The 21,752-nt window shown below is 57.5% G+C and carries 12 protein-coding genes; all 12 read right to left on the reverse strand.

Features of this window, described 5'->3' with window-relative positions:
- Nucleotides 1–5: 5 nt before the first annotated feature.
- Entirely contained in the window at nt 6–1,424 is a 1,419-nt protein-coding gene (locus HF945_RS12720) for an MBOAT family O-acyltransferase (RefSeq protein WP_290522958.1), read from the reverse strand.
- Between the two features lie 2 nt (nt 1,425–1,426).
- Nucleotides 1,427–2,809 (reverse strand): alginate export family protein, encoded by a 1,383-nt coding sequence (locus tag HF945_RS12725; protein ID WP_290522959.1) that lies wholly within the window; start codon nt 2,807–2,809, stop codon nt 1,427–1,429.
- Nucleotides 2,790–4,136, reverse strand: coding sequence for a sel1 repeat family protein (locus tag HF945_RS12730; protein ID WP_290522960.1), 1,347 nt, complete (start codon nt 4,134–4,136; stop codon nt 2,790–2,792). The genes HF945_RS12725 and HF945_RS12730 overlap by 20 nt, the downstream gene beginning before the upstream one ends.
- Nucleotides 4,118–5,254: an HlyD family efflux transporter periplasmic adaptor subunit gene (locus HF945_RS12735; protein ID WP_290522961.1), complete on the reverse strand. Its 1,137-nt coding sequence runs from the start codon at nt 5,252–5,254 to the stop codon at nt 4,118–4,120. Before HF945_RS12735 ends, HF945_RS12730 begins: the two co-directional genes overlap by 19 nt.
- A gap of 52 nt (nt 5,255–5,306) precedes the next feature.
- On the reverse strand, nt 5,307–6,773 hold the full coding sequence (locus HF945_RS12740) for a glycosyltransferase (protein ID WP_290522962.1): 1,467 nt from the start codon (nt 6,771–6,773) through the stop codon (nt 5,307–5,309).
- 5 nt (nt 6,774–6,778) lie between these two features.
- Nucleotides 6,779–8,092 carry a UDP-glucose/GDP-mannose dehydrogenase family protein gene (locus HF945_RS12745; protein WP_290522963.1) on the reverse strand — a complete coding sequence of 438 codons (1,314 nt, stop codon included), beginning with the start codon at nt 8,090–8,092 and terminating at the stop codon, nt 6,779–6,781.
- Nucleotides 8,093–8,670: 578 nt separating this feature from the next.
- Nucleotides 8,671–9,861 (reverse strand): elongation factor Tu, encoded by a 1,191-nt coding sequence (gene tuf / locus HF945_RS12750; RefSeq protein ID WP_290522964.1) that lies wholly within the window; start codon nt 9,859–9,861, stop codon nt 8,671–8,673.
- A gap of 31 nt (nt 9,862–9,892) precedes the next feature.
- Nucleotides 9,893–11,992 (reverse strand): elongation factor G, encoded by a 2,100-nt coding sequence (fusA, locus tag HF945_RS12755; RefSeq protein ID WP_290522965.1) that lies wholly within the window; start codon nt 11,990–11,992, stop codon nt 9,893–9,895.
- 77 nt (nt 11,993–12,069) lie between these two features.
- Nucleotides 12,070–12,540, reverse strand: a complete 471-nt coding sequence (rpsG, locus tag HF945_RS12760; protein WP_290522966.1) for a 30S ribosomal protein S7 — start codon at nt 12,538–12,540, stop codon at nt 12,070–12,072.
- Nucleotides 12,541–12,666: 126 nt separating this feature from the next.
- Nucleotides 12,667–13,041 (reverse strand): 30S ribosomal protein S12, encoded by a 375-nt coding sequence (rpsL, locus tag HF945_RS12765; protein WP_022986299.1) that lies wholly within the window; start codon nt 13,039–13,041, stop codon nt 12,667–12,669.
- Nucleotides 13,042–13,245: 204 nt separating this feature from the next.
- On the reverse strand, nt 13,246–17,448 hold the full coding sequence (rpoC, locus tag HF945_RS12770; protein ID WP_290522967.1) for a DNA-directed RNA polymerase subunit beta': 4,203 nt from the start codon (nt 17,446–17,448) through the stop codon (nt 13,246–13,248).
- Nucleotides 17,449–17,538: 90 nt separating this feature from the next.
- Entirely contained in the window at nt 17,539–21,681 is a 4,143-nt protein-coding gene (gene rpoB / locus HF945_RS12775) for a DNA-directed RNA polymerase subunit beta (RefSeq protein ID WP_290522968.1), read from the reverse strand.
- Nucleotides 21,682–21,752: the final 71 nt, after the last annotated feature.

Below are 21,752 nucleotides of genomic sequence, written 5' to 3' on the forward strand. Positions count from 1 at the left end.
TCCTGTCAGAACTGGAAATACAGAAAGGGAGAAAAAGACTCGGCTGACAAGCGCGTCACCGCCAGCGCAAAACCGCACCACAGAATCGGCACCCGCCAGCTACTCACATCCTGGAACACGTTGCTTTCATCCAGCCCCAGGTAGAACCGCTTGTTGTAATAGGCGCTGCCACGCTCCCAAACAAACGCCACCAGGCAGAAGAACAGGGTCATGGGCGACACATACAGTGTCAGGTTGTGCAGACTGCCCAGGCCATTGAGCCCCAACAGGCCCGACATCATCCGCCAGGCATCCGGTATATTGCCGGCCAGGAACAAGGGCCAGATGAACCACAGGAACGCCTGAGCGCGATAATTCCTGAACAGGGAGTATGGGGTGGACATGGTTGTCACCCAGCCAAGCCGCCGCTCCAGCACCATCATCCCGCCGATGGCTGATCCCCACAGCAGGAAGGCCAGATCCGCCCCGTGCCAGAAACCGGCCAGCGCCAGGGTAGTAAAGGTGGCCGCACCCATCGGCCAGTTCAGGGTTTTCTTCAGCGGCCGGTAAAGGTAATCCCGCAACCACTGGGACAAGGTGATATGCCAGCGCTGCCAGAACTCGGTTACGCTGAGGCATACAAAGGGCTGATTGAAGTTCTCCTGAAACTTGAACCCCATCATCATGCCAAGGCCAATGGCCATGTCCGAATAACCGGAAAAATCGAAGTACAACTGCAGAGTGGACATGACGACGGCAAAGACGCTGTCAACAAAGCCCGGATCCGGCGCCGCCATATAGTAGGCCGCAACGGGGGCGATACTGTCGGCAATCAGCACCTTCTTGATAAAGCCCAGCAGAAAACGACTGGCCCCCAGGGAGAATAGCTCCATGGAGTGAGTACGTTTTTCAAACTGCCGCTCCAGATTTCGGTAACGAAGAATCGGCCCGGCAATCAGCTGCGGGAAAAAAGAAATGAACGCAGCAAAGTTGATGAAGCTGCGGGTGGGCTTGGCATCACCACGGTACACATCCACCAGGTAAGCCAGCGCCTGGAAGGTATAGAAGGAAATCCCCAGGGGCAGAATGATGGTTTCCAGATAGAACGGATTCAGGCCCACCGACACCATCAGCGCACTGATGCTATCCACACCGAAGTTGGCATATTTGAAATAGCCCAGCGCAGCCAGGTCGCCCGCCACCCCGACTACCAGCCAGTAGAAACAACGTGGATGCTCACGGTATTTCTGAATCGCCAGGGCAAACACGTAATTCCACAGCGTGATGGCCACAAACAACAACAGAAAGTCCGGCCGCCACCAGGCATAGAACAGATAACTGCCCAACAGGATGGTCCAGTTGCGCCAGCGCCCCGGCGTCAGATAGTAGGCTGACAAAAACAGCGGCAAAAAAAGAAACACGAACAGATTGGATGAGAAGACCATGGTTACCACCTCCCTGCGATAACAAACAGGATCTGATGAATCCGCTCAGGCCGCTGGTAGGCGTTCCCCATGCCAAAAGACGAATAACTCAGCCGTGCGGACAACTGCATCTGGCGCCGTTCGGACACCGCCAGCGGGAAGGACTTCCAGCCCAGTGCCACATTCATCACATCGCCCAGATGCGATTCACCATCCACAAGTGGGTTACTGATCTGACTGTTTACCCGAAGAGTGTCATTCAGCCTTTGCAGGGAGCCCGCCAGCACCTCCAGTTCCGCACGGGGCCATAGCTGCTGCTCGTACCACACCGCCGCATAGGCCAGGTTATGCATCTCATAGTCGATCAGATCCCCCAGCGGCCCAGTGGACAGATCTGCCACCCCGGGGCGCCGGTTACTCTGCACCCGGCTCTGGAAGTAACCATCATTTACCGCGTATTCCGGTTCGTCTGTGGTCGCGGCACGCACCCCCAAGCCCGGGCGCCAACTCAAACTGTCCAGCCGACCGAAGAGCTCTCCCTGAACGAAAAAGCCCTGTACCCGGTCCTCACTGTCCAGGCTGCTCCCGTCGCCGTCGATAACATAGCGATCAAGATCCCCCTCCTGAAACAGGGCATTGACGGTATAACCCACAGCCGGTGCATGACCGCTCTCACCGTGCAACCTGACACCCGCCCAATACCCGGTGAAGTCGCGCACATCCAGCAGGTCCTCGAAGCGCTCCACCTGGGCTCCGGAGCGGTCATCCTGGTAATGCACCCGCAGGTCCCACCAGTGACCGGGCGCCCACTGCTTGCCCACCCCGGCCAATACACGGGTAATGTCCTCATCACGGGGATCCAGATCCGATTCATCCGAGCGGAAGGTTGTCAGCTGTTGACCCGCAATCAGATGGGCACGCCAGTGGCTGGACTGATAATCCAGGTTGAGACTTTCTAGGGGCAAATCCCAGATCACCCCTTCTTCATCCTTGTAGGATTGACGACCGAAGGCCAGTGACAGGGAGGGAGCGCCAAACAACATGCGGCGCCGGATCCAGGCATCCCGCAGTTCGGCGTAATGCTCATCCTCCTGAATACGGCCATTCTCATCCGCCTGCAGACTGCTGGGGCGGCCTGCCGCCACCAACAGCTTGGCCCGTAACTGGGCATCCCAGCGATGCCACTCGGTATCTCCGCTACGCCAGTAGTAACGTGGCTCATAACGCAGCAGCCCATTGGGCTCGGTCTGATCATCAATGAACAGCTTCTGATAATCCGGTGATTCGCCACCACTGAAATAAAGACGCTGATCATAGGTATGAATCGGCAATGGGGTTGCAGCACCGGCCTTCAGCGCCGCAACCGCCAACATCAGCGCCAGGGAACTATTGCGTAATCGCGACATGGAACTGCTCCTCCAGCCAACGACGACGCTGCGCCACCAGTTTCTCTGCCGCCTGTTCGCCGGCAGGTTGCAGACTCTCCGGCAGAACCAGTGTTTCACGGGCTTCTTCCCGGGCTGTTCTTGGCAGCAATACCTTGCTTGCCTGCTTGTGGGCATAGGCTTTGATGGGATCACGCATCATTCCACGCCCGGTGAGGTAAAGCCTGGACAACGCTTCATCCCCCTGAGCGATGCCCGCTTGCGCCGCACGGGCGTAGTACGTCACTGCCTTTTCCATATCGGCCTCCCCCAGAAAGCCACGTTCATAAAGTGAGCCCAGCGCCATCAATGCCTGGGCCATGCCCTGCTCCACCAGCACCTCAAGATCATCCCGGGCGCGCTCGGGCTTGAGGGCATACCACTCGGACTGAATATCCCCCTGTGCCCGATAGAACCGCGCCACCGCTGGATCCTTCGGCATCAGCTCGGCGACCTTGTCAGTGAATTCCCGGTGGGAGTAGTAATCAGGCCAGGCCAGCATGTAACGCAGCTGTTCCGACAAGGCGAGAGGCTCGCCGTTATCTGCAGCGCGCTGCAGCCAGCGCATTACGGACGGGTCATGCTCTGCGCTGGTGGCATTGGCCTTGATCAGCGTCGCCACACGCAAACAGTAAGCGCCATCCAGGGTCACATCCCCTTCCAGCGCCTGCATCATCGCCACAAACCGTTCCGGCTGCTGGTTTTTCCAAAGCATGTCCTGCAGGTACTCCACAGCGCGAGGGTCACGATGCAGCGCCTTGCCATAGAGCATCTCAGCCTGGGAAAACTGTTCACGATGCTGGGCGTAACGCCCGGCATAGGTTTCGAAGTAGCAGTCGATGACGCAGCTACGACGATAGAGCCGCAGCCACTCCTGCCACTGACTGTCGTTAGCCGCCCCCGGATAAAGCGCAACAATATCCAGCGCCAGCTGCAGGTCTTCCGTGCTTTCCCGTGGGCGCAACGGCTCCAGCAATTCGCGCGCGCGCGTTTCGCCGAACGCCAGGCTGCCCTGGTAACGTTTGAAGAGCCGCAGGCTGGCAGGGCCAGCTCGATAGTCATGCTGGCGCCAGGCGCGCTGGTACCACTCCATGGCCTCTGACGGATCCGTGCCCTGATCGCTCGCCAGCAGCTTGCCGTACTCCACCTGGGCCGCCGAGTCTCCTGCCTCAGCCAGCTCTCGCAACTGGTCACGAGCCAGAGAAGTATTGCCCTGGGCCAGCAGATAGCGGGCGGTGCTGGTGTCCGCCGGCATCTGGCAACCGGCCAATGCTGCGGCCAGGCAAAGAATCAGAGTACGGGTAACCATGCCGGATGCACCGTGACGCTGACGGGTTGATTCTGGGCAGAGGAAGGCAATTCCCGCGAACCGCTAATCTGCATTCGCAACAAACCACTTTCCTCATCCCTGACCAGCTGGGTGATGGTGGCACTGCCATCGGTCTCGCCGTCCAGATAACGGACCGTCACCGTTTCACCAACGCCCGCATCCAGCGAAGCTGCATTGCCTGAAAACAGGGCCGTGATCGACACCGGCCCGGAGGGGTCAACCAGCTTCATCAACACGTTGTCCTTGTGGACAAACTCACCATCCTGCACCTGCAGTTCTGCGATCTCACAGTCGCAGGGACTGTTAAGTGTCACGTCAAATACCGCCGCATCTACCAGCGCACGTACCTGCTTGGGATCCAGACTATCCAGCAGCACACCATTGTTCAGTCGCGCCACCAACCGTGACGACACGGTCAACAACGGCTGCCCCTGTTCAACCTGTGTAGTGCCTTCGGGAATCAACAGCTGAACATAACCGTTTTCCGGCATCAGTACGGTCTTGCCGGGGAGGGACACCCAGGCATCTTCGGCGTGGGTAAGGAAGGCATGCTGGTAAAGCTTCCAGGCCACAAACAGAAAAGCCAACAAGCCAGCCACAAAAAACAGTATGCTCACCGACATGGCGCGAGCGCGATCCCAAAAGGTACGCCCGGCTGCTTGCTGCTTGTTCTTACGGGTAGCCACATAGTTCTCCCGCTTCATGTTGTCGATGACATCGTCCAGCTCGGTGAGCTCACCGGCCAGATAGTTGCTGATCAACAACCTCAGGAGGTCCGTGTTCTGTTGATCGATCACGGTGTACTGTCCGCCCACCCGCTGACTGTCAGCCTGCTGATAGATGACCTTGAAGCTGATCGGCATGGACAGATTGGCGCGGCCGAGACGAAACACGATTTCACCGTGGCACAGGGTGCCCGGTGTCAGGTTTACCTGACCGGCAATAAAGGACAGCCCCCCCAGGGATACATCTTCAAGGGAGAAAATCCCTTTCACCGGGCTCTGCATTCTCAGCCGCAGACTACCCTGCAGTTTCACACGTACATGTTGTCGCTCTTCCTGAGACTCATGCACTTGCCTGACCTTTTTCTCTTCCATGATCCTTCCCTCCTTGACAGCACCCGTTCCCCGAATCAGTCGGCCGCTGTGTTTAACTGCCGGTTAGCAGCATCATCAAACAGACAAACAGACTTCCAGCCGAAAACAGCATGGTTTTTGAGCTGATGCGATTAAAGGCTGCATCAAAGCCTGCATTCTGGACGGACAACTTCGTCTTCTGGCGTGTCCAGCTTTGCCGATCAAGATGAAACAGAGCAAAGATTTTCACCAGAGAACCCACCACCTGGTTGTAGTACAGCAACACTGGATACAGAGGCCCCACAGGGTGGCAGGTCACCTTGAGCAGCAGCGCTACAAAGGTGCGGGATAACGAAATCCAAAACAGGTACACCACGAACAATTGCCAGTTTTGCAGCGATGCCATCATCAGGGCCGCCGTCAAACCAATCAGGCAGGTCCACATGCTGATGCGCTGGTCATACAGCACGAAAGTGGTGAACACCCCCAATCGACGCCAGCCCAACCGGGTGGCTCGCAGGTTCTGCCGCAACGAATTGCCATACCAACGAAACATCAACTGCAGTGTGGCGGGAACAAACCGGTGGTGAGGCGGATGCTCCACCGTAAGGGTATGGGCATCCGGCACGTAGAACGTATCCCAGCCCAAAGTCATCAGCGAGTTCCAGCTGGACTTGTCATCACCGGTAAGAAATCGGAATTTGCCCAGCCGCCAGTGCTCCAGGTGGTCGGCTTCCACATCGGCAATGAACTCCGGGGCCGTGAGTACAGCCGCACGGAAAAACGACATCCGCCCGGTCATGGTCAGCACCCGGTGGGACAAGGCCATGGAACACATATTCAGGTGACGCTGGGCGAAGCGCATGGTGTGCCAGTCACGCATAATGCGACTTCCCCGCACCACACACTGCTCATTGGTGGTCAGCCCGCCCAGATTGGGCATCAGGCCAAAAAAGCAGACCGAATCGCGCACGCAATCCGGAGCCAGCATGGTATCGCCATCCACCACGCCCACCACCGCATCGCGGTCCGGCATGGTTCGGCTGACCGCCCGAAACGCCAGCGCCAGTCCATCCCTCTTTCCGGTACCCCGGGCACGGCAAATGATCAGCTTCACGCAACCGCCAGGGTCAAACTCCCGGTGACACTGGCGAATCAGATTCTCGTCAGCGCGCTCCACAATGGACACCACCACCGTAGCGGGTGTCCCGCAGCCCACCGCTTCACGGAACACGCTGGCATACACGTTCCACGTAGTATCCGCCGGGATCCGGAAGCTGGTTACCACCAAATAGACATGGCTGGGCTTGTAGGCATCCGGGTCACGGGCAATCTGGCGCCGCATGGCGGGAAATCTTACCCGCATGAACCAGATCCCCCGTAACAGGTGCATACCCCCAATGGAGTAACGCCACAGGCCAATGGCTCCGATCAACAGGATGAACTTGCGGTCATCACTGTCCAGGTAGGCAGGGTCGATAAGTAACGCCAACCCCATTACCACGGACAGCCATAACAGCCATTCTCCGAGGTTTTTCATGGCCGTTACCAGCAGATACCCTGACGATCTTCACTGGAAACACCGGGCAGATAACCACACAGGTCAATCAGCAAACGTCCGCTGTTCACCGTATCCGCCACGGCCTTGAAGGCAGGAATGGCATGGCCGACCACGACCACTTCACTGCTGTCCACCAGCTGATCCATATCATCGGTCAAACAGTTGAACAGCTCGCCATAACTACTCCACAGCTGTTCCGCTACCGGGCTGTGCTTGCTGGCATAACTCACGTTACTGTCGTGGATGGCCAACTCGTAGCCCTCTGCCACCAGGCGCGCGGCCAGACTCACCAGCGGGCTCTCCCGCAAGTCATCGGTACCCGGCTTGAAACTCAGCCCCAGCATGCCGACTTTCTTCATGCCAGATTCGCGGATCATGGTCATGGCCCGCTCCACCTGGTTGTCATTGCTACTGGACAGCGAGGCCAGCAGCGGCGATGGCAGAGACACCTTGGCACACCAGGCATTCAATGCGCGTACATCTTTTGGCAGACAGGAACCGCCATAGGCAAAACCGGGTTTCATGTAATAGCTGGACAGGTTCAGCTTGTTGTCCATGCATACCACTTCCATCACCCGGCGCCCGTCCACACCGGCCTGCTTGGCGATATTGCCGATCTCATTGGCAAACGACACCTTGGTGGCATGCCAGGAGTTACAGGCGTACTTAACCAGCTCTGCCTCTTCCAGAGCCATCTTCACCAGAGGCGCATCCAGCCCTTCGTAGAGCGCGGCGAGGGCGTCGGAAGCGTCCTCGTTCATGCCGCCAACCACGGTCATGGGCGGGTTGAAGAAGTCATAGATAGCCGTGGATTCACGCAGAAACTCCGGATTGACCGCCAGCAGGAAATCTACCCCGGCCTGTTTTCCGGAGGCCTGCTCGAGGATCGGCAGCAACTCGCCACGCACCAGACCGGGCAGCACCGTGCTACGAATGACCACCAGGTGCACATCATCCTTGTCGCGCAACGCCAGGCCGATGTCTTCACACACCGCCTTGAGATAGCGGGTGTTGAGAAAGCCGCTTTCGTCGCTGGGCGTTCCCACACAAACAAAGGAAACCTGGCTATCGGTTACCGCCTGACGGGCGTCGGTGGTTGCCGTAATCCGGCCGGCAGCCACCCCCTCGGACAACAGCTCGCCGAGCTGCTCTTCCACAATGGGTGACTCCCCCTTTTGCACCTGGGCCACCTTGCCCTCGCTAACATCCATGCCGATGACATGGTGACCTTTTTTGGCAAAACATGCGGTGCAGACTGCGCCAACGTAGCCCAGTCCAAAAATTGAGATCGTGGACATTCCCTTTCCCCAGTAGCCCAGTAGTTAGCAGCCAGTTAATGGCCGAGAAACAACTCAATCCTTCACATGGGCAATCTAACGCCTGACGCATGAAAATGTGTAGAGGGGTAACACTAAAAGGGAACGGTCTTACTATGAGGTTTTACGAGACCTGAGCCCAACAGCTAAGCCAGAAATCGACCAAGCATATACTTTTGGCTATATCAGCCCCAATTAAGGCTTTGCGGCGCTCCTTTTTCGCCAACCCGGTCACAGCTTTCTGTTTGTTCGCCAACAACAGCGATAGGCAATTCCGATAACATCCCGCCAGCCAACGCCACACCGCATAGCGTTACCGACAGGGTAAATCAAGTCGCGGAAAACAGCCTGCTCTCCATGACAGAGCCACTGAGGCAAAGGAAAAGCAATCAGGGATTCACAGGAGAGACTCGCTGAGCCGGATCAAGGCTGGACTCAGGCACTGCAGCAGTGCGGATGTGGGAAGGGGGAAAGCAAGCGCCTTGCGCGGCACTCCCTGCTTTTTCGCAAAACAAAAAAGGGCCGCCGAAGCGACCCTTTTTCTGATACCGGGTAACGAATTACTCGGTGATCTTGGCTACCACACCAGCGCCAACGGTACGACCACCTTCGCGGATAGCGAAGCGCAGGCCGTCTTCCATGGCGATCGGAGCGATCAGCTCAACGTCCATCTGAACGTTGTCGCCCGGCATTACCATTTCAGTACCTTCCGGCAGGGTGCAAGCACCGGTGACGTCGGTGGTACGGAAGTAGAACTGCGGACGGTAACCGTTGAAGAACGGGGTGTGACGGCCACCTTCGTCCTTGCTCAGTACGTATACCTCGGCAACGAACTTGGTGTGCGGAGTGATGGAACCGGGCTTCGCCAGGACCTGACCACGCTCTACTTCGTCACGCTTGGTACCACGCAGCAGTACACCAACGTTCTCACCCGCACGGCCTTCGTCCAGCAGCTTGCGGAACATCTCAACACCGGTACAAGTGGTCTTGGTGGTGTCGTGGATACCCACGATCTCGATTTCCTCACCCACCTTGATGATGCCACGCTCTACACGGCCGGTTACTACAGTACCGCGACCAGAGATGGAGAATACGTCTTCGATCGGCATCAGGAACGGCTGGTCTACGGCACGCTCCGGCTCCGGGATGTACTCGTCCAGGCACTCAACCAGCTTCTGCACGGCAGGCATGCCGATGTCGCTGGTGTCGCCTTCCAGCGCTTTCAGGGCAGAACCCTTGATGATCGGGGTGTCGTCGCCCGGGAAGTCGTAGTCGTTCAGCAGCTCGCGGATTTCCATCTCTACCAGCTCGAGCAGCTCTTCATCGTCTACCATGTCCGCTTTGTTCAGGAACACAACGATGTAAGGTACGCCAACCTGACGGGACAGCAGGATGTGCTCGCGGGTCTGCGGCATCGGGCCATCAGCAGCGGAACATACCAGGATCGCGCCGTCCATCTGGGCAGCACCGGTGATCATGTTCTTCACATAATCAGCGTGCCCGGGGCAGTCTACGTGGGCGTAGTGACGAGTCGGGGAATCGTACTCTACGTGAGAGGTAGCGATGGTGATACCACGCTCACGCTCTTCCGGAGCATTGTCGATACCGTCGAAGGCAACGGCAGCGCCGCCCCATACTTCCGCACATACGCGAGTCAGCGCAGCGGTCAGAGTGGTTTTACCATGGTCAACGTGACCGATGGTGCCTACGTTTACGTGCGGTTTATTACGTTCAAACTTTTCCTTTGCCACGGTTCTATACCCTTAACAATTAACCGTAAATTTAAGATTTCTTGCCGCTGATGACGTCATCAGCGATATTCTTCGGTGCTTCAGCGTACTTCAGGAACTCCATGGAGTAGCTGGCGCGACCCTGAGACATGGAACGCAGGTCAGTAGCGTAACCGAACATTTCAGAGAGCGGAACCTCAGCGCGGATCACTTTACCGGCCATGGTGTCTTCCATGCCCTGTACCATGCCGCGACGACGGTTCAGGTCGCCCATCACGTCACCCATGTACTCTTCCGGGGTTACCGCTTCCACCTTCATCATCGGCTCAAGCAGCACAGCACCACCTTCTTTAGCGGCATTTTTCACAGCCAGTGCACCGGCCATACGGAAGGCGTTTTCGTTGGAATCCACCTCGTGGTAGGAACCATCGTACAGGGTCGCTTTCACGCCCAGGATCGGGTAACCCGCCAGAACACCTGCCTGCAGCTGCTCGTCGATACCCTTCTGTACGGCGCCAAAGTATTCCTTCGGTACGGTACCACCGTGAATTTCTTCCGCGAACTGGAACTCTTCATCACGGTCGATGGGCTCGAAACGTACCTTGACGTGACCGTACTGACCACGACCACCGGACTGCTTCACGAACTTGCCTTCCACATCGGAAGCCTTGGTGAAGGTCTCGCGGTAAGCTACCTGCGGCGCGCCCACGTTACATTCAACCTTGAACTCGCGCTTCATGCGGTCAACGATGATGTCCAGATGCAGTTCGCCCATACCAGAGATGATAGTCTGGCCGGATTCTTCGTCGGTCTTCACACGGAAAGAGGGGTCTTCCTGAGCCAGACGACCCAGTGCCAGGCCCATCTTTTCCTGGTCAGCCTTGGACTTCGGCTCCACCGCTACGGAGATTACCGGATCCGGGAATTCCATACGCTCAAGCACGATCGGCTTGTTGAGATCACACAGGGTGTCACCGGTGGTGATGTCCTTCAGACCAACACACGCCGCGATATCACCCGCGCGCACTTCCTTGATCTCCTCACGGGAGTTGGAGTGCATCTGCAACAGACGCCCCACACGCTCTTTCTTCTGGCGCACGGAGTTCATCACGCTATCACCGGAGTTAAGCACGCCGGAGTAAACGCGAATAAAGGTCAGAGAGCCTACGAACGGGTCGGTGGCGATCTTGAACGCCAGCGCTGAGAAGGGCTCGTCGTCGGAAGACTTACGTGATTCAACCGTTTCACCGTCGTCCAGCACGCCCTGGATGGCTTTTACTTCATCCGGGGCCGGCAGGAATTCAACGACAGCGTCCAGCAGAGCCTGTACACCCTTGTTCTTGAACGCAGAGCCACACAGGCCGAGAACGATTTCATTGGCCAGTACCTGCTGACGCAGACCCGCCTTGATCTCATCGTTGGAAAGCTCACCGTTTTCCAGGTACTTCTCCATCAGCTCTTCAGACGCTTCTGCGGCAGATTCCATCATCTGCTCGCGCAGTTCGTCACAGCGGCCCTGGATATCAGCCGGGATATCACCTTCTTCGTAGGTGGCACCCATGTCTTCTTCATTCCAGTAGATGGCCTTCATCCGGATCAGGTCGACCAGACCCTTGAAGTCATCTTCCGCGCCGATGTTGTACTGGATCGGCACGATCTTGGCGCCCAGACGCTTGCGGATCTGCTCGCACACGGAGTCGAAGTTCGCGCCAGCACGGTCCATCTTGTTGACGAACACGATGCGCGGTACTTCGTACTTGTTAGCCTGACGCCATACAGTCTCGGACTGGGGCTCAACACCGGAAGAACCACAGAACACCACCACGGCACCATCCAGTACACGCAGGGAACGCTCTACCTCAATGGTAAAGTCCACGTGTCCGGGAGTATCGATGATGTTGATCCGGTGACGGTCATACTGCTGGTCCATGCCCTGCCAGAAGGTGGTAGTAGCAGCAGAGGTGATGGTAATACCACGCTCCTGCTCCTGCTCCATCCAGTCCATGGTGGCAGCACCATCGTGCACCTCACCAATCTTGTGGGAGATGCCGGTGTAGAAAAGAATACGCTCGGTAGTGGTGGTCTTGCCCGCATCTACGTGCGCACAGATACCAATATTGCGATAGCGATTGAGAGGAGTCTGACGTGCCACGCTGCTAACCTCGATTCACTGGTTCAAATACAAAAACCGGCCTGATGGCAGGCCGGTTGACTCTTTTGCCTTCTGCCTTAGAAGCGGAAGTGGGAGAACGCCTTGTTGGCTTCGGCCATGCGATGCACGTCTTCACGTTTCTTCATCGCTGCACCTTTACCTTCGGCTGCATCCATCACTTCACCAGCCAGGCGGGCCGGCATGCTCTTCTCGCCACGCTTACGGGCGGCGTCTACCAGCCAGCGCATGGCCAGTGCGGTACGACGACTCGGGCGAACTTCAACAGGAACCTGGTAGGTAGCACCACCCACACGGCGGCTCTTCACCTCAACCGCCGGACGGATATTGTCCAGGGCCTTCTCGAACATCTCCAGGGAGTCACCACCCTTACGCTCGGTGATGATATCCAGCGCACCGTAAACGATACGCTCGGAAACGGATTTCTTACCGCTGACCATTACATGGTTCATGAACTTGGCCAGCAACTGGCTTCCAAACTTGGGATCCGGCAGGATCTCACGTTTGGCAACAACGCGACGTCTTGGCATCGGATGTGTTCCTCTAACGTTCCCGCTTTGGGCGGGGAAAGCTTCAGGTAATTCCGGAACGGAGTCCGGACCTTACTCATCCCTCCGCAGCTCATTGAGCTACGGCATTCAGAAAAGGTAGCTCAATTACTTCTTGGGACGCTTGGCGCCATACTTGGAACGACGCTGTTTGCGATCCTGCACACCTGCCGTATCCAGGGTTCCACGAACAGTGTGGTAGCGCACACCGGGAAGGTCTTTTACACGACCGCCACGGATCAGAACTACGGAGTGCTCCTGCAGGTTATGACCTTCACCACCGATGTAGGAAGATACTTCATAACCATTGGTCAGACGCACACGACACACTTTACGCAGTGCGGAGTTCGGCTTCTTCGGGGTAGTGGTATACACCCGAGTGCAAACGCCGCGACGCTGGGGGCAGCCCTGCAGGGCTACGGAGTCGCTCTTTTCTACCTTGCTTTTGCGCGGCTTGCGCACCAGCTGGTTTACAGTTGCCATGAAACTACTGCCTCACGCTTACAGTTCTGTGACAAAAACCGTCAGATAACGGCCAATGCCACCCATTTACCACCCATACAATTATGGGGGCAGCGATTGTAGGGACACCCCGGCATCCCGTCAAGGATACCAGGGTGTCCCCAGCCCTCCTCCGACAGAAGAAGGGATTGTCAGGGCCCCGTTGGGACCCTGCGGCTCGCCAGCTTACTCGTCGGAGGAGCTGAGAGCCTCGGACAGGGCGGCTTCCACCTCGTCCATGGTTGGCGCCTCCGGCCCACGCGCATCTTCGCGCTGGCGGCGGCGATCCATGTGGTAGGCATAGCCGGTACCGGCCGGGATCAGACGACCCACTACCACGTTTTCTTTCAGACCGCGCAGGTCATCTTCCTTGCCGGTCACTGCCGCTTCGGTCAGTACCCGGGTGGTCTCCTGGAAGGAGGCCGCGGAGATGAAGGACTCGGTGGCCAGAGACGCCTTGGTGATACCCAGCAGCTGACGCTCGAACTGGGGCAGCATCTTGTCTTCGGCCTTGAGGCGTTCGATCTCTTCCATCACGCGAGCATATTCAGCCTGCTCACCCTTGATGAAGGAGGACTCGCCAACTTCCAGAATCTCTACCTTGCGCAGCATCTGGCGGATGATGGTCTCAATGTGCTTGTCATTGATCTTCACACCCTGCAGGCGGTAAACCTCCTGCACTTCGTTAACAATGTAACGGGCCAGTTCCGATTCGCCTTTCAGACGCAGGATGTCGTGCGGGTTCAGCGGGCCGTCAGAGACCACTTCGCCTTTCTCAACACGCTCACCTTCGAACACGTTCAGCTGGCGCCACTTGGGGATCAGCTCTTCGTAGTTCTCATCGCTGTTGTCCGGGGTAATCACCAGACGAACCTTGCCTTTGGTTTCCTTGCCGAAGGACACGGTACCGGTCTTCTCGGCCAGGATGGCGGCTTCTTTCGGGTTACGGGCTTCGAACAGATCCGCCACGCGGGGCAGACCACCGGTGATGTCACGGGTCTTGGAGGATTCCTGCGGAATCCGCGCAATCACGTCACCCACGCCGATGTTGGCGCCATCTTTCAGGCCACACAGCGCGCCGCCCGGCAGGAAGTACTGGGCCGGCATGTCAGTGTTGGGCATCACAACGGCCTTGCCCTTGCTGTCCACAACACGAATCACAGGACGCATGTCCTTGCCTGCTGAAGGACGGTTCTGGGAACCGAGCACTTCAATGTTGGTCAGGCCGGTCAGCTCATCGGTCTGGTGGTTTACGGAGATACCTTCTTCCATATCACCGAACTGCACCTTACCTTCCACTTCCGCGATGATCGGGTGAGTATGCGGATCCCAGGTAGCCACTACCTGGCCGCCATCAATCACGTCACCTTCGTTCACGGTCACGGTAGCACCGTAGGGCAACTTGTAACGCTCACGCTCACGGCCCAGCTCATCCGCTACCGCCAGATCCGCGGAACGGGAAACGATCACCAGACCGTCCTTGTGCTGTACGTGCTTGGCGTTGTGGAAGCGCACCTTACCGCCGTGCTTGATCTGAATACTGGATACTGCAGAGGCCCGGCTCGCCGCACCACCAATGTGGAAGGTACGCATGGTCAGCTGGGTACCCGGCTCACCAATGGACTGGGCAGCAATAACACCGACAGCCTCACCCACGTTGACCTGATGGCCACGGGCCAGATCGCGGCCGTAACAGGTGGAACACACACCCCAACGGGTGGCACAGGTAATCGGCGAGCGCACCAGCACTTCGTCCACACCCTGGGCTTCCAGCTTTTCGACCCACACTTCGTCCAGCAGAGTACCGGTTTCGGCCAGCACTTCGTCCTGGTTCAGCGGGTTCATCACATCACGGGCAACCACGCGACCAAGTACACGCTCGCGCAGCGGCTCTACCACGTCACCGCCTTCGATCAGCGGCGTCATCAGCAGGCCTTCTTCGGTGCCACAATCTTCTTCGTTGACCACCAGATCCTGCGCCACGTCAACCAGACGACGGGTCAGGTAACCGGAGTTCGCAGTCTTCAGAGCGGTATCCGCCAGACCTTTACGAGCACCGTGAGTGGAGATGAAGTACTGGAGTACGTTCAGACCTTCACGGAAGTTGCTGGTAATAGGGGTCTCGATGATGGAGCCATCCGGCTTGGCCATCAGACCACGCATGCCGGCCAGCTGACGAATCTGGGCCGCAGAACCCCGCGCCCCGGAATCGGCCATCATGAAGATGGAGTTGAAGGAGCCCTGCTCTTCGTCCTTGCCTTCGCGGTTCTTCACCACTTCGACTTTCAGGTTCTCCATCATCGCCTTGGCGATCTGGTCATTGGTACGCGCCCAGATATCCACGACCTTGTTGTAACGCTCACCGCGGGTTACCAGACCGGAAGCGAACTGCTCCTCGATCTCGCGCACTTCCTCTTCAGCAGCGTCGATCATGGTGTACTTGGCATCCGGGATCACCATGTCTTCCACACCAATGGAGGAACCGGACAGGGTGGCTTCGCGGAAGCCCAGATACATCAGCTGGTCAGCAAAGATACAGGTCTCTTTGGTACCCAGAATACGGTAGCAGGTGTTCAGCAGCTTGCTGATCGCCTTCTTGGTCATGTTCTGGTTGACCATTTCGAAGCCCAGACCCGCCGGAACGATATCCCACAGCTTACAGCGACCCGGTGTGGTATCGACGATGAAGGTACGTTCTTCCACGTTACCTTCCTGATCTTTCACCACTTCGTGGACACGCACTTTAACGCGGGCGTGCAGGTGCACCTGCTTGTTGGCCAGGGCACGCATTACTTCCTTGGTGTCGGCAAAGACCTGACCTTCACCCTGGGCGTTCACACGCTCACGGCTGATGTAGTACAGGCCCAGTACCACGTCCTGGGTCGGACCGATGATGGGCTCACCGTTTGCCGGCGACAGGATGTTGTTGGTGGACATCATCAGCGCACGGGCTTCGAGCTGGGCTTCCAGGGTCAGCGGTACGTGCACCGCCATCTGGTCACCATCGAAGTCAGCGTTGAAGGCCGCACACACCAGCGGGTGAAGCTGGATAGCCTTACCTTCAATCAGCACTGGCTCAAACGCCTGGATACCGAGACGGTGAAGGGTCGGTGCACGGTTCAGCATGACCGGGTGTTCGCGAATCACTTCGGCGAGGATATCCCACACCTCAGCGGTTTCACGCTCGACCATCTTCTTGGCCGCCTTGATGGTGGTCGCCAGACCACGGGCTTCCAGCTTGGCGAAGATGAACGGCTTGAACAGCTCCAGCGCCATTTTCTTGGGCAGACCACACTCGTGCAGCTTGAGGGTCGGACCTACCACAATGACCGAACGGCCGGAGTAGTCAACACGCTTACCCAGCAGGTTCTGACGGAAACGACCCTGCTTACCCTTGATCATGTCGGCAAGGGACTTCAGCGGACGCTTGTTGGAACCGGTGATGGCACGGCCACGACGACCGTTATCCAGCAGCGCATCCACAGATTCCTGCAGCATACGCTTTTCGTTACGCACGATGATGTCCGGCGCGCTCAGGTCCAGCAGACGCTTGAGACGGTTGTTCCGGTTGATCACACGGCGGTACAGATCGTTCAGATCGGACGTGGCGAAACGGCCACCGTCCAGCGGTACCAGCGGACGCAGATCCGGCGGCAGAACCGGCAGAACAGTCAGAATCATCCACTCCGGGGCGTTGCCGGAATCACGGAACGCTTCCATCAGCTTGAGACGCTTGGACAGCTTCTTCAGCTTGGTGTCGGAGTTGGTGGATTCCACTTCCTCGCGAAGGATCTTGATCTCTTCATCCAGATCCAGCTCCATGAGGAGTTGCTGAACGGCTTCGGCACCCATCTTGGCTTCGAATTCGTCACCGAACTCTTCCAGGGCATCGAAGTATTCTTCGTCAGTCAGCAGCTGGCCACGATCCAGAGTGGTCATGCCCGGCTCGGTCACGACGAAGGATTCGAAGTACAGCACACGCTCGATATCACGCAGGGTCATATCCAGCATCAGGCCGATACGGGACGGCAGTGACTTCAGGAACCAGATGTGCGCAGTGGGGCTCGCCAGTTCGATGTGGCCCATACGCTCACGGCGTACCTTGGAGAGGGTGACTTCGACGCCACACTTCTCACAGATAACACCACGATGCTTCAAGCGCTTGTACTTACCGCACAGGCATTCGTAGTCTTTTATCGGACCAAAGATACGAGCACAAAACAGACCATCACGCTCTGGCTTGAACGTGCGGTAGTTAATGGTCTCCGGCTTTTTTACTTCGCCAAAAGACCAGGAGCGGATCAGATCCGGCGGCGCGAGCGCGATGCGGATCTTGTCAAACTCCGTGACTTGTCCCTGACTTTTGAGCAGATTCAGCAAGTCTTTCAAGGCCAGTCCTCCGTAGTGAGCTTACGCTCTAATTCTTTCCCAAACCCGGGTACACAGTGGCTCCGCACAACCTGTGCGGAGCCCACTGCCTTAGTCGTTTTCCAGCTCGATGTTGATACCGAGAGAGCGGATTTCCTTCAGCAATACGTTGAAGGATTCCGGCATGCCCGGATCCATGCGGTGATCACCGTCGACGATGTTCTTGTAAACGCGGGTACGGCCGTTTACATCATCGGACTTCACGGTGAGCATTTCCTGCAAGGTGTAGGCAGCGCCATACGCTTCCAGCGCCCACACTTCCATCTCACCGAAGCGCTGACCACCGAACTGTGCCTTACCACCCAGCGGCTGCTGGGTAACCAGGCTGTAGGAGCCAGTGGAACGGGCATGCATCTTGTCGTCCACCAGGTGGTTCAACTTCAGCATGTACATGTAACCCACGGTCACCTTGCGATCGAAGGCTTCGCCGGTACGGCCATCCCACAGCTGCACCTGACCGGAACGGTCATGGCCTGCCAGCTCCAGCAGTTCCTTGATCTCGAACTCCTTGGCACCGTCGAATACCGCGGTAGCCATGGGCACGCCGCCCACCAGATTCTTGGCCAGTTCCACGATTTCGTCATCGCTGAAGCTGTCCAGATCTTCCGGAGAACCACCAGCACCGGCCTTGTTGTAGATCTTGTCGAGGAAGGTGCGGATATCCGCAATCTTCTTCTGCTCGGCCAGCATTTCGCCGATCCGCTCACCAAGACCCTTGGCAGCCCACCCCAGGTGGGTTTCGAGAATCTGCCCCACGTTCATACGGGACGGAACACCCAGCGGGTTCAATACCACGTCCACCGGCACACCGTTCTCGTCGTACGGCATATCTTCTTCCGGCATGATCACGGAGATCACACCTTTGTTACCGTGACGACCGGCCATCTTGTCACCGGGCTGGATGCGACGCTTGATAGCCAGGTAAACCTTGACCACCTTGAGGACACCGTGAGCCAGATCATCACCACCGGAGATCTTGGCCTGCTTGTCCTTGTAACGCTCATCCTGCTCTTTCTTGTGCTGCTCCAGGTACTGCTGGGCGCGCTCGAGTTGCTCGGCCACATCTTCGTCAGCCGGGCGCAGCTCGAACCACTTCTCGGCGTCCAGGCCATCCAGCATTTCGCCGGTCAGCTCGGTACCACGCTTGAAGCCGGCGCCACCGTTGACCTTCTTGCCGACCATCACAGTGCGCAGACGCTCCAGGATGTCCAGCTCGAGGATGCGGTACTCGTCCTTCAGATCCTTGCGGAACTGCTCCAGGGCAGACTGCTCGATCTGCTTGGCACGCTCGTCTTTTTCCACGCCATCGCGGGTGAAGACCTGTACGTCGATGACCGTACCCTTAACGCCGGAAGACACACGCAGGGAGGTGTCTTTCACGTCAGAGGCTTTCTCACCGAAGATGGCACGCAGCAGCTTCTCTTCCGGGGTCAGCTGGGTTTCGCCCTTCGGCGTTACCTTGCCTACCAGAATGTCGCCAGCTTCCACTTCCGCACCGATGTAAACGATGCCGGACTCGTCCAGTTTGGACAGTGCCGCCTCGCCCACATTGGGGATATCCGCAGTGATCTCTTCCGGACCCAGCTTGGTGTCACGGGCGATCGCGGTGAGCTCCTGAATGTGGATGGAAGTGAAACGGTCTTCCTTCACTACTTTCTCGGAGATGAGGATGGAATCCTCAAAGTTGTAACCATTCCAGGGCATGAACGCCACGCGCATGTTCTGACCCAGGGCCAGTTCACCCATGTCCACGGACGGACCGTCGGCCATGATATCGCGGGCGGCAACCCGGTCACCCACTTTCACCAGCGGACGCTGGTTGATGCAGGTGTTCTGGTTGGAACGGGTGTATTTGGTCAGGTTGTAGATGTCTACACCTGCTTCACCCTCTGCCACTTCGTCATCGTTCACTTTCACGATGATGCGGGAAGCATCTACCTTGTCGACGATACCGCCACGGGTGGCCACCACACACACGCCGGAGTCACGGGCTACGTGACGCTCGAAGCCGGTACCTACCAGCGGCTTGTCAGCACGCAAGGTCGGTACAGCCTGACGCTGCATGTTGGAACCCATCAGAGCACGGTTTGCATCATCGTGCTCGAGGAACGGGATCAGGGACGCGGCTACGGACACCACCTGACGGGGAGAGACATCCATATGGGTAATGGTGTCGCGCTCCATCACGGTAAATTCGTAGCGATGGCGTACCGTTACGAAGTCTTCCTCGAAACCGCCGTCGTCGGTCATCTTCGCGTCCACCTGTGCGATCACGCACTCGGCTTCTTCGATGGCTGACAGGTATTCGATTTCTTCGCTGACCTTGCCGTCGATCACTTTCAGGTACGGAGACTCGAGGAAGCCGTACTCGTTGGCGCGGGCATAGGTGGCCAGGGAGTTGATCAGACCGATGTTCGGCCCCTCAGGGGTCTCGATCGGACACACACGACCGTAGTGAGTCGGGTGAACGTCGCGAACCTCAAAGCCGGCACGCTCACGGGTCAGACCACCTGGGCCCAACGCGGAAACACGACGCTTGTGCGTGATCTCGGACAGCGGGTTGTTCTGATCCATGAACTGGGACAGCTGGGAAGAGCCAAAGAACTCTTTCACGGCAGCAGCCACCGGCTTGGAATTGATCAGATCCTGCGGCATCAGGCCTTCGGACTCGGCCAGGCTCAGACGCTCCTTGACCGCACGCTCGACACGTACCAGACCCACACGGAACTGGTTCTCGGCCATTTCACCCACGGAACGCACACGACGGTTACCCAGGTGATCGATATCATCGACCACACCGTTACCGTTGCGGATGTCGACCAGTGTCTTCAGTACGTCGATGATGTCAGAGGACTCTTCACCCATCTGCTCGAAGTACTGCTTGCCCTCTTCATCAGTACGGGCACTGAAGTAACGGCCATCAAACAGGATGCCCGGACCGGTTTCGTCTTCACGGCCGAGACGACGGTTGAACTTCATGCGGCCCACACCGGACAGGTCGTAACGCTCGTCGGTGAAGAACAGGTTCTTGAACAGGTTCTCAGCCGCTTCCTTGGTGGGCGGCTCACCCGGGCGCATCATGCGGTAGATCTCGACCAAGGCTTCCAGCGGCGTACGGGTCGGATCTGCACGCAGGGTATCGGCCATGAACGGGCCGTTATCCAGGTCGTTGGTGTACAGGGTTTCGAACTCGTTAATACCGGCTGCTTCCAGCTTTTCCAGGGTTTCGGCTGTCAGTTCGGTATTACATTCAACCAGGATCTCACCGGTATCCTGATCGATAATGGACTTGGCCAGGTACTTGCCCTGCAGGTATTCGGCAGGAATTTCCAGGTACTCAAGACCGGCTTTTTCCAGCTGGCGAATATGACGCGCAGTAATACGGCGGCCACGTTCAACCACCACTTCGCCGTCGGCGAGGATATCAAAGGTGGCGGTTTCACCACGCAGACGCTCCGGTACCAGCTTCATGCGGTACAGGCCGTCCTCTGCCACGATCTCATTGGTGTCGAAGAACATCTCCAACACTTCGTCGGAGGTGTAACCCAATGCGCGCAGCAGAATGGTCGCCGGCAGCTTGCGGCGACGGTCGATCCGGACGTAGACCAGGTCTTTCGGATCGAATTCGAAGTCCAGCCAGGAACCACGGTAAGGAATCACCCGGGCGGAATACAGCAGTTTGCCGGAGGAGTGAGTCTTGCCCTTGTCGTGGTCGAAGAATACACCCGGAGAACGGTGCAGCTGGGACACGATTACACGCTCGGTACCGTTGATAACGAAGGTACCGTTTTCGGTCATCAGGGGAATCTCACCCATGTAGACCTGTTGTTCACGAATATCCTTGATCGCCCCGGATGACTCACGGTCATAAATAACGAGACGAATGCGCACGCGCAGCGGCGCGGCATAGGTAGTACCGCGGATGATGCACTCTTTCACATCAAACACGGGTTTGCCGAACTCGTAGCCGGCATACTCCAGTGCTGCGTTACCTGAATAACTGGCAATCGGGAATACTGACCGGAAAGCCGCTTCCAGACCGTTATCCAGACGCTCTTCTGCACTTTTGTCCTGCTGCAGGAATTTGCGGTAGGAATCGAGCTGGATTGCCAGAAGGTAGGGAACATCCATCACCTTCGGCAACTTGCCGAAATCTTTGCGGATCCGCTTTTTCTCAGTAAATGAGTATGCCATCTGCGTTCCTCAGCTGTTGATCTATCACCACCTGGTGATATTTCTGCATGAAACCCCTCATACAGAAACGA

This window comes from Alcanivorax sp., assembly GCF_017794965.1.
GTDB lineage: Bacteria > Pseudomonadota > Gammaproteobacteria > Pseudomonadales > Alcanivoracaceae > Alcanivorax.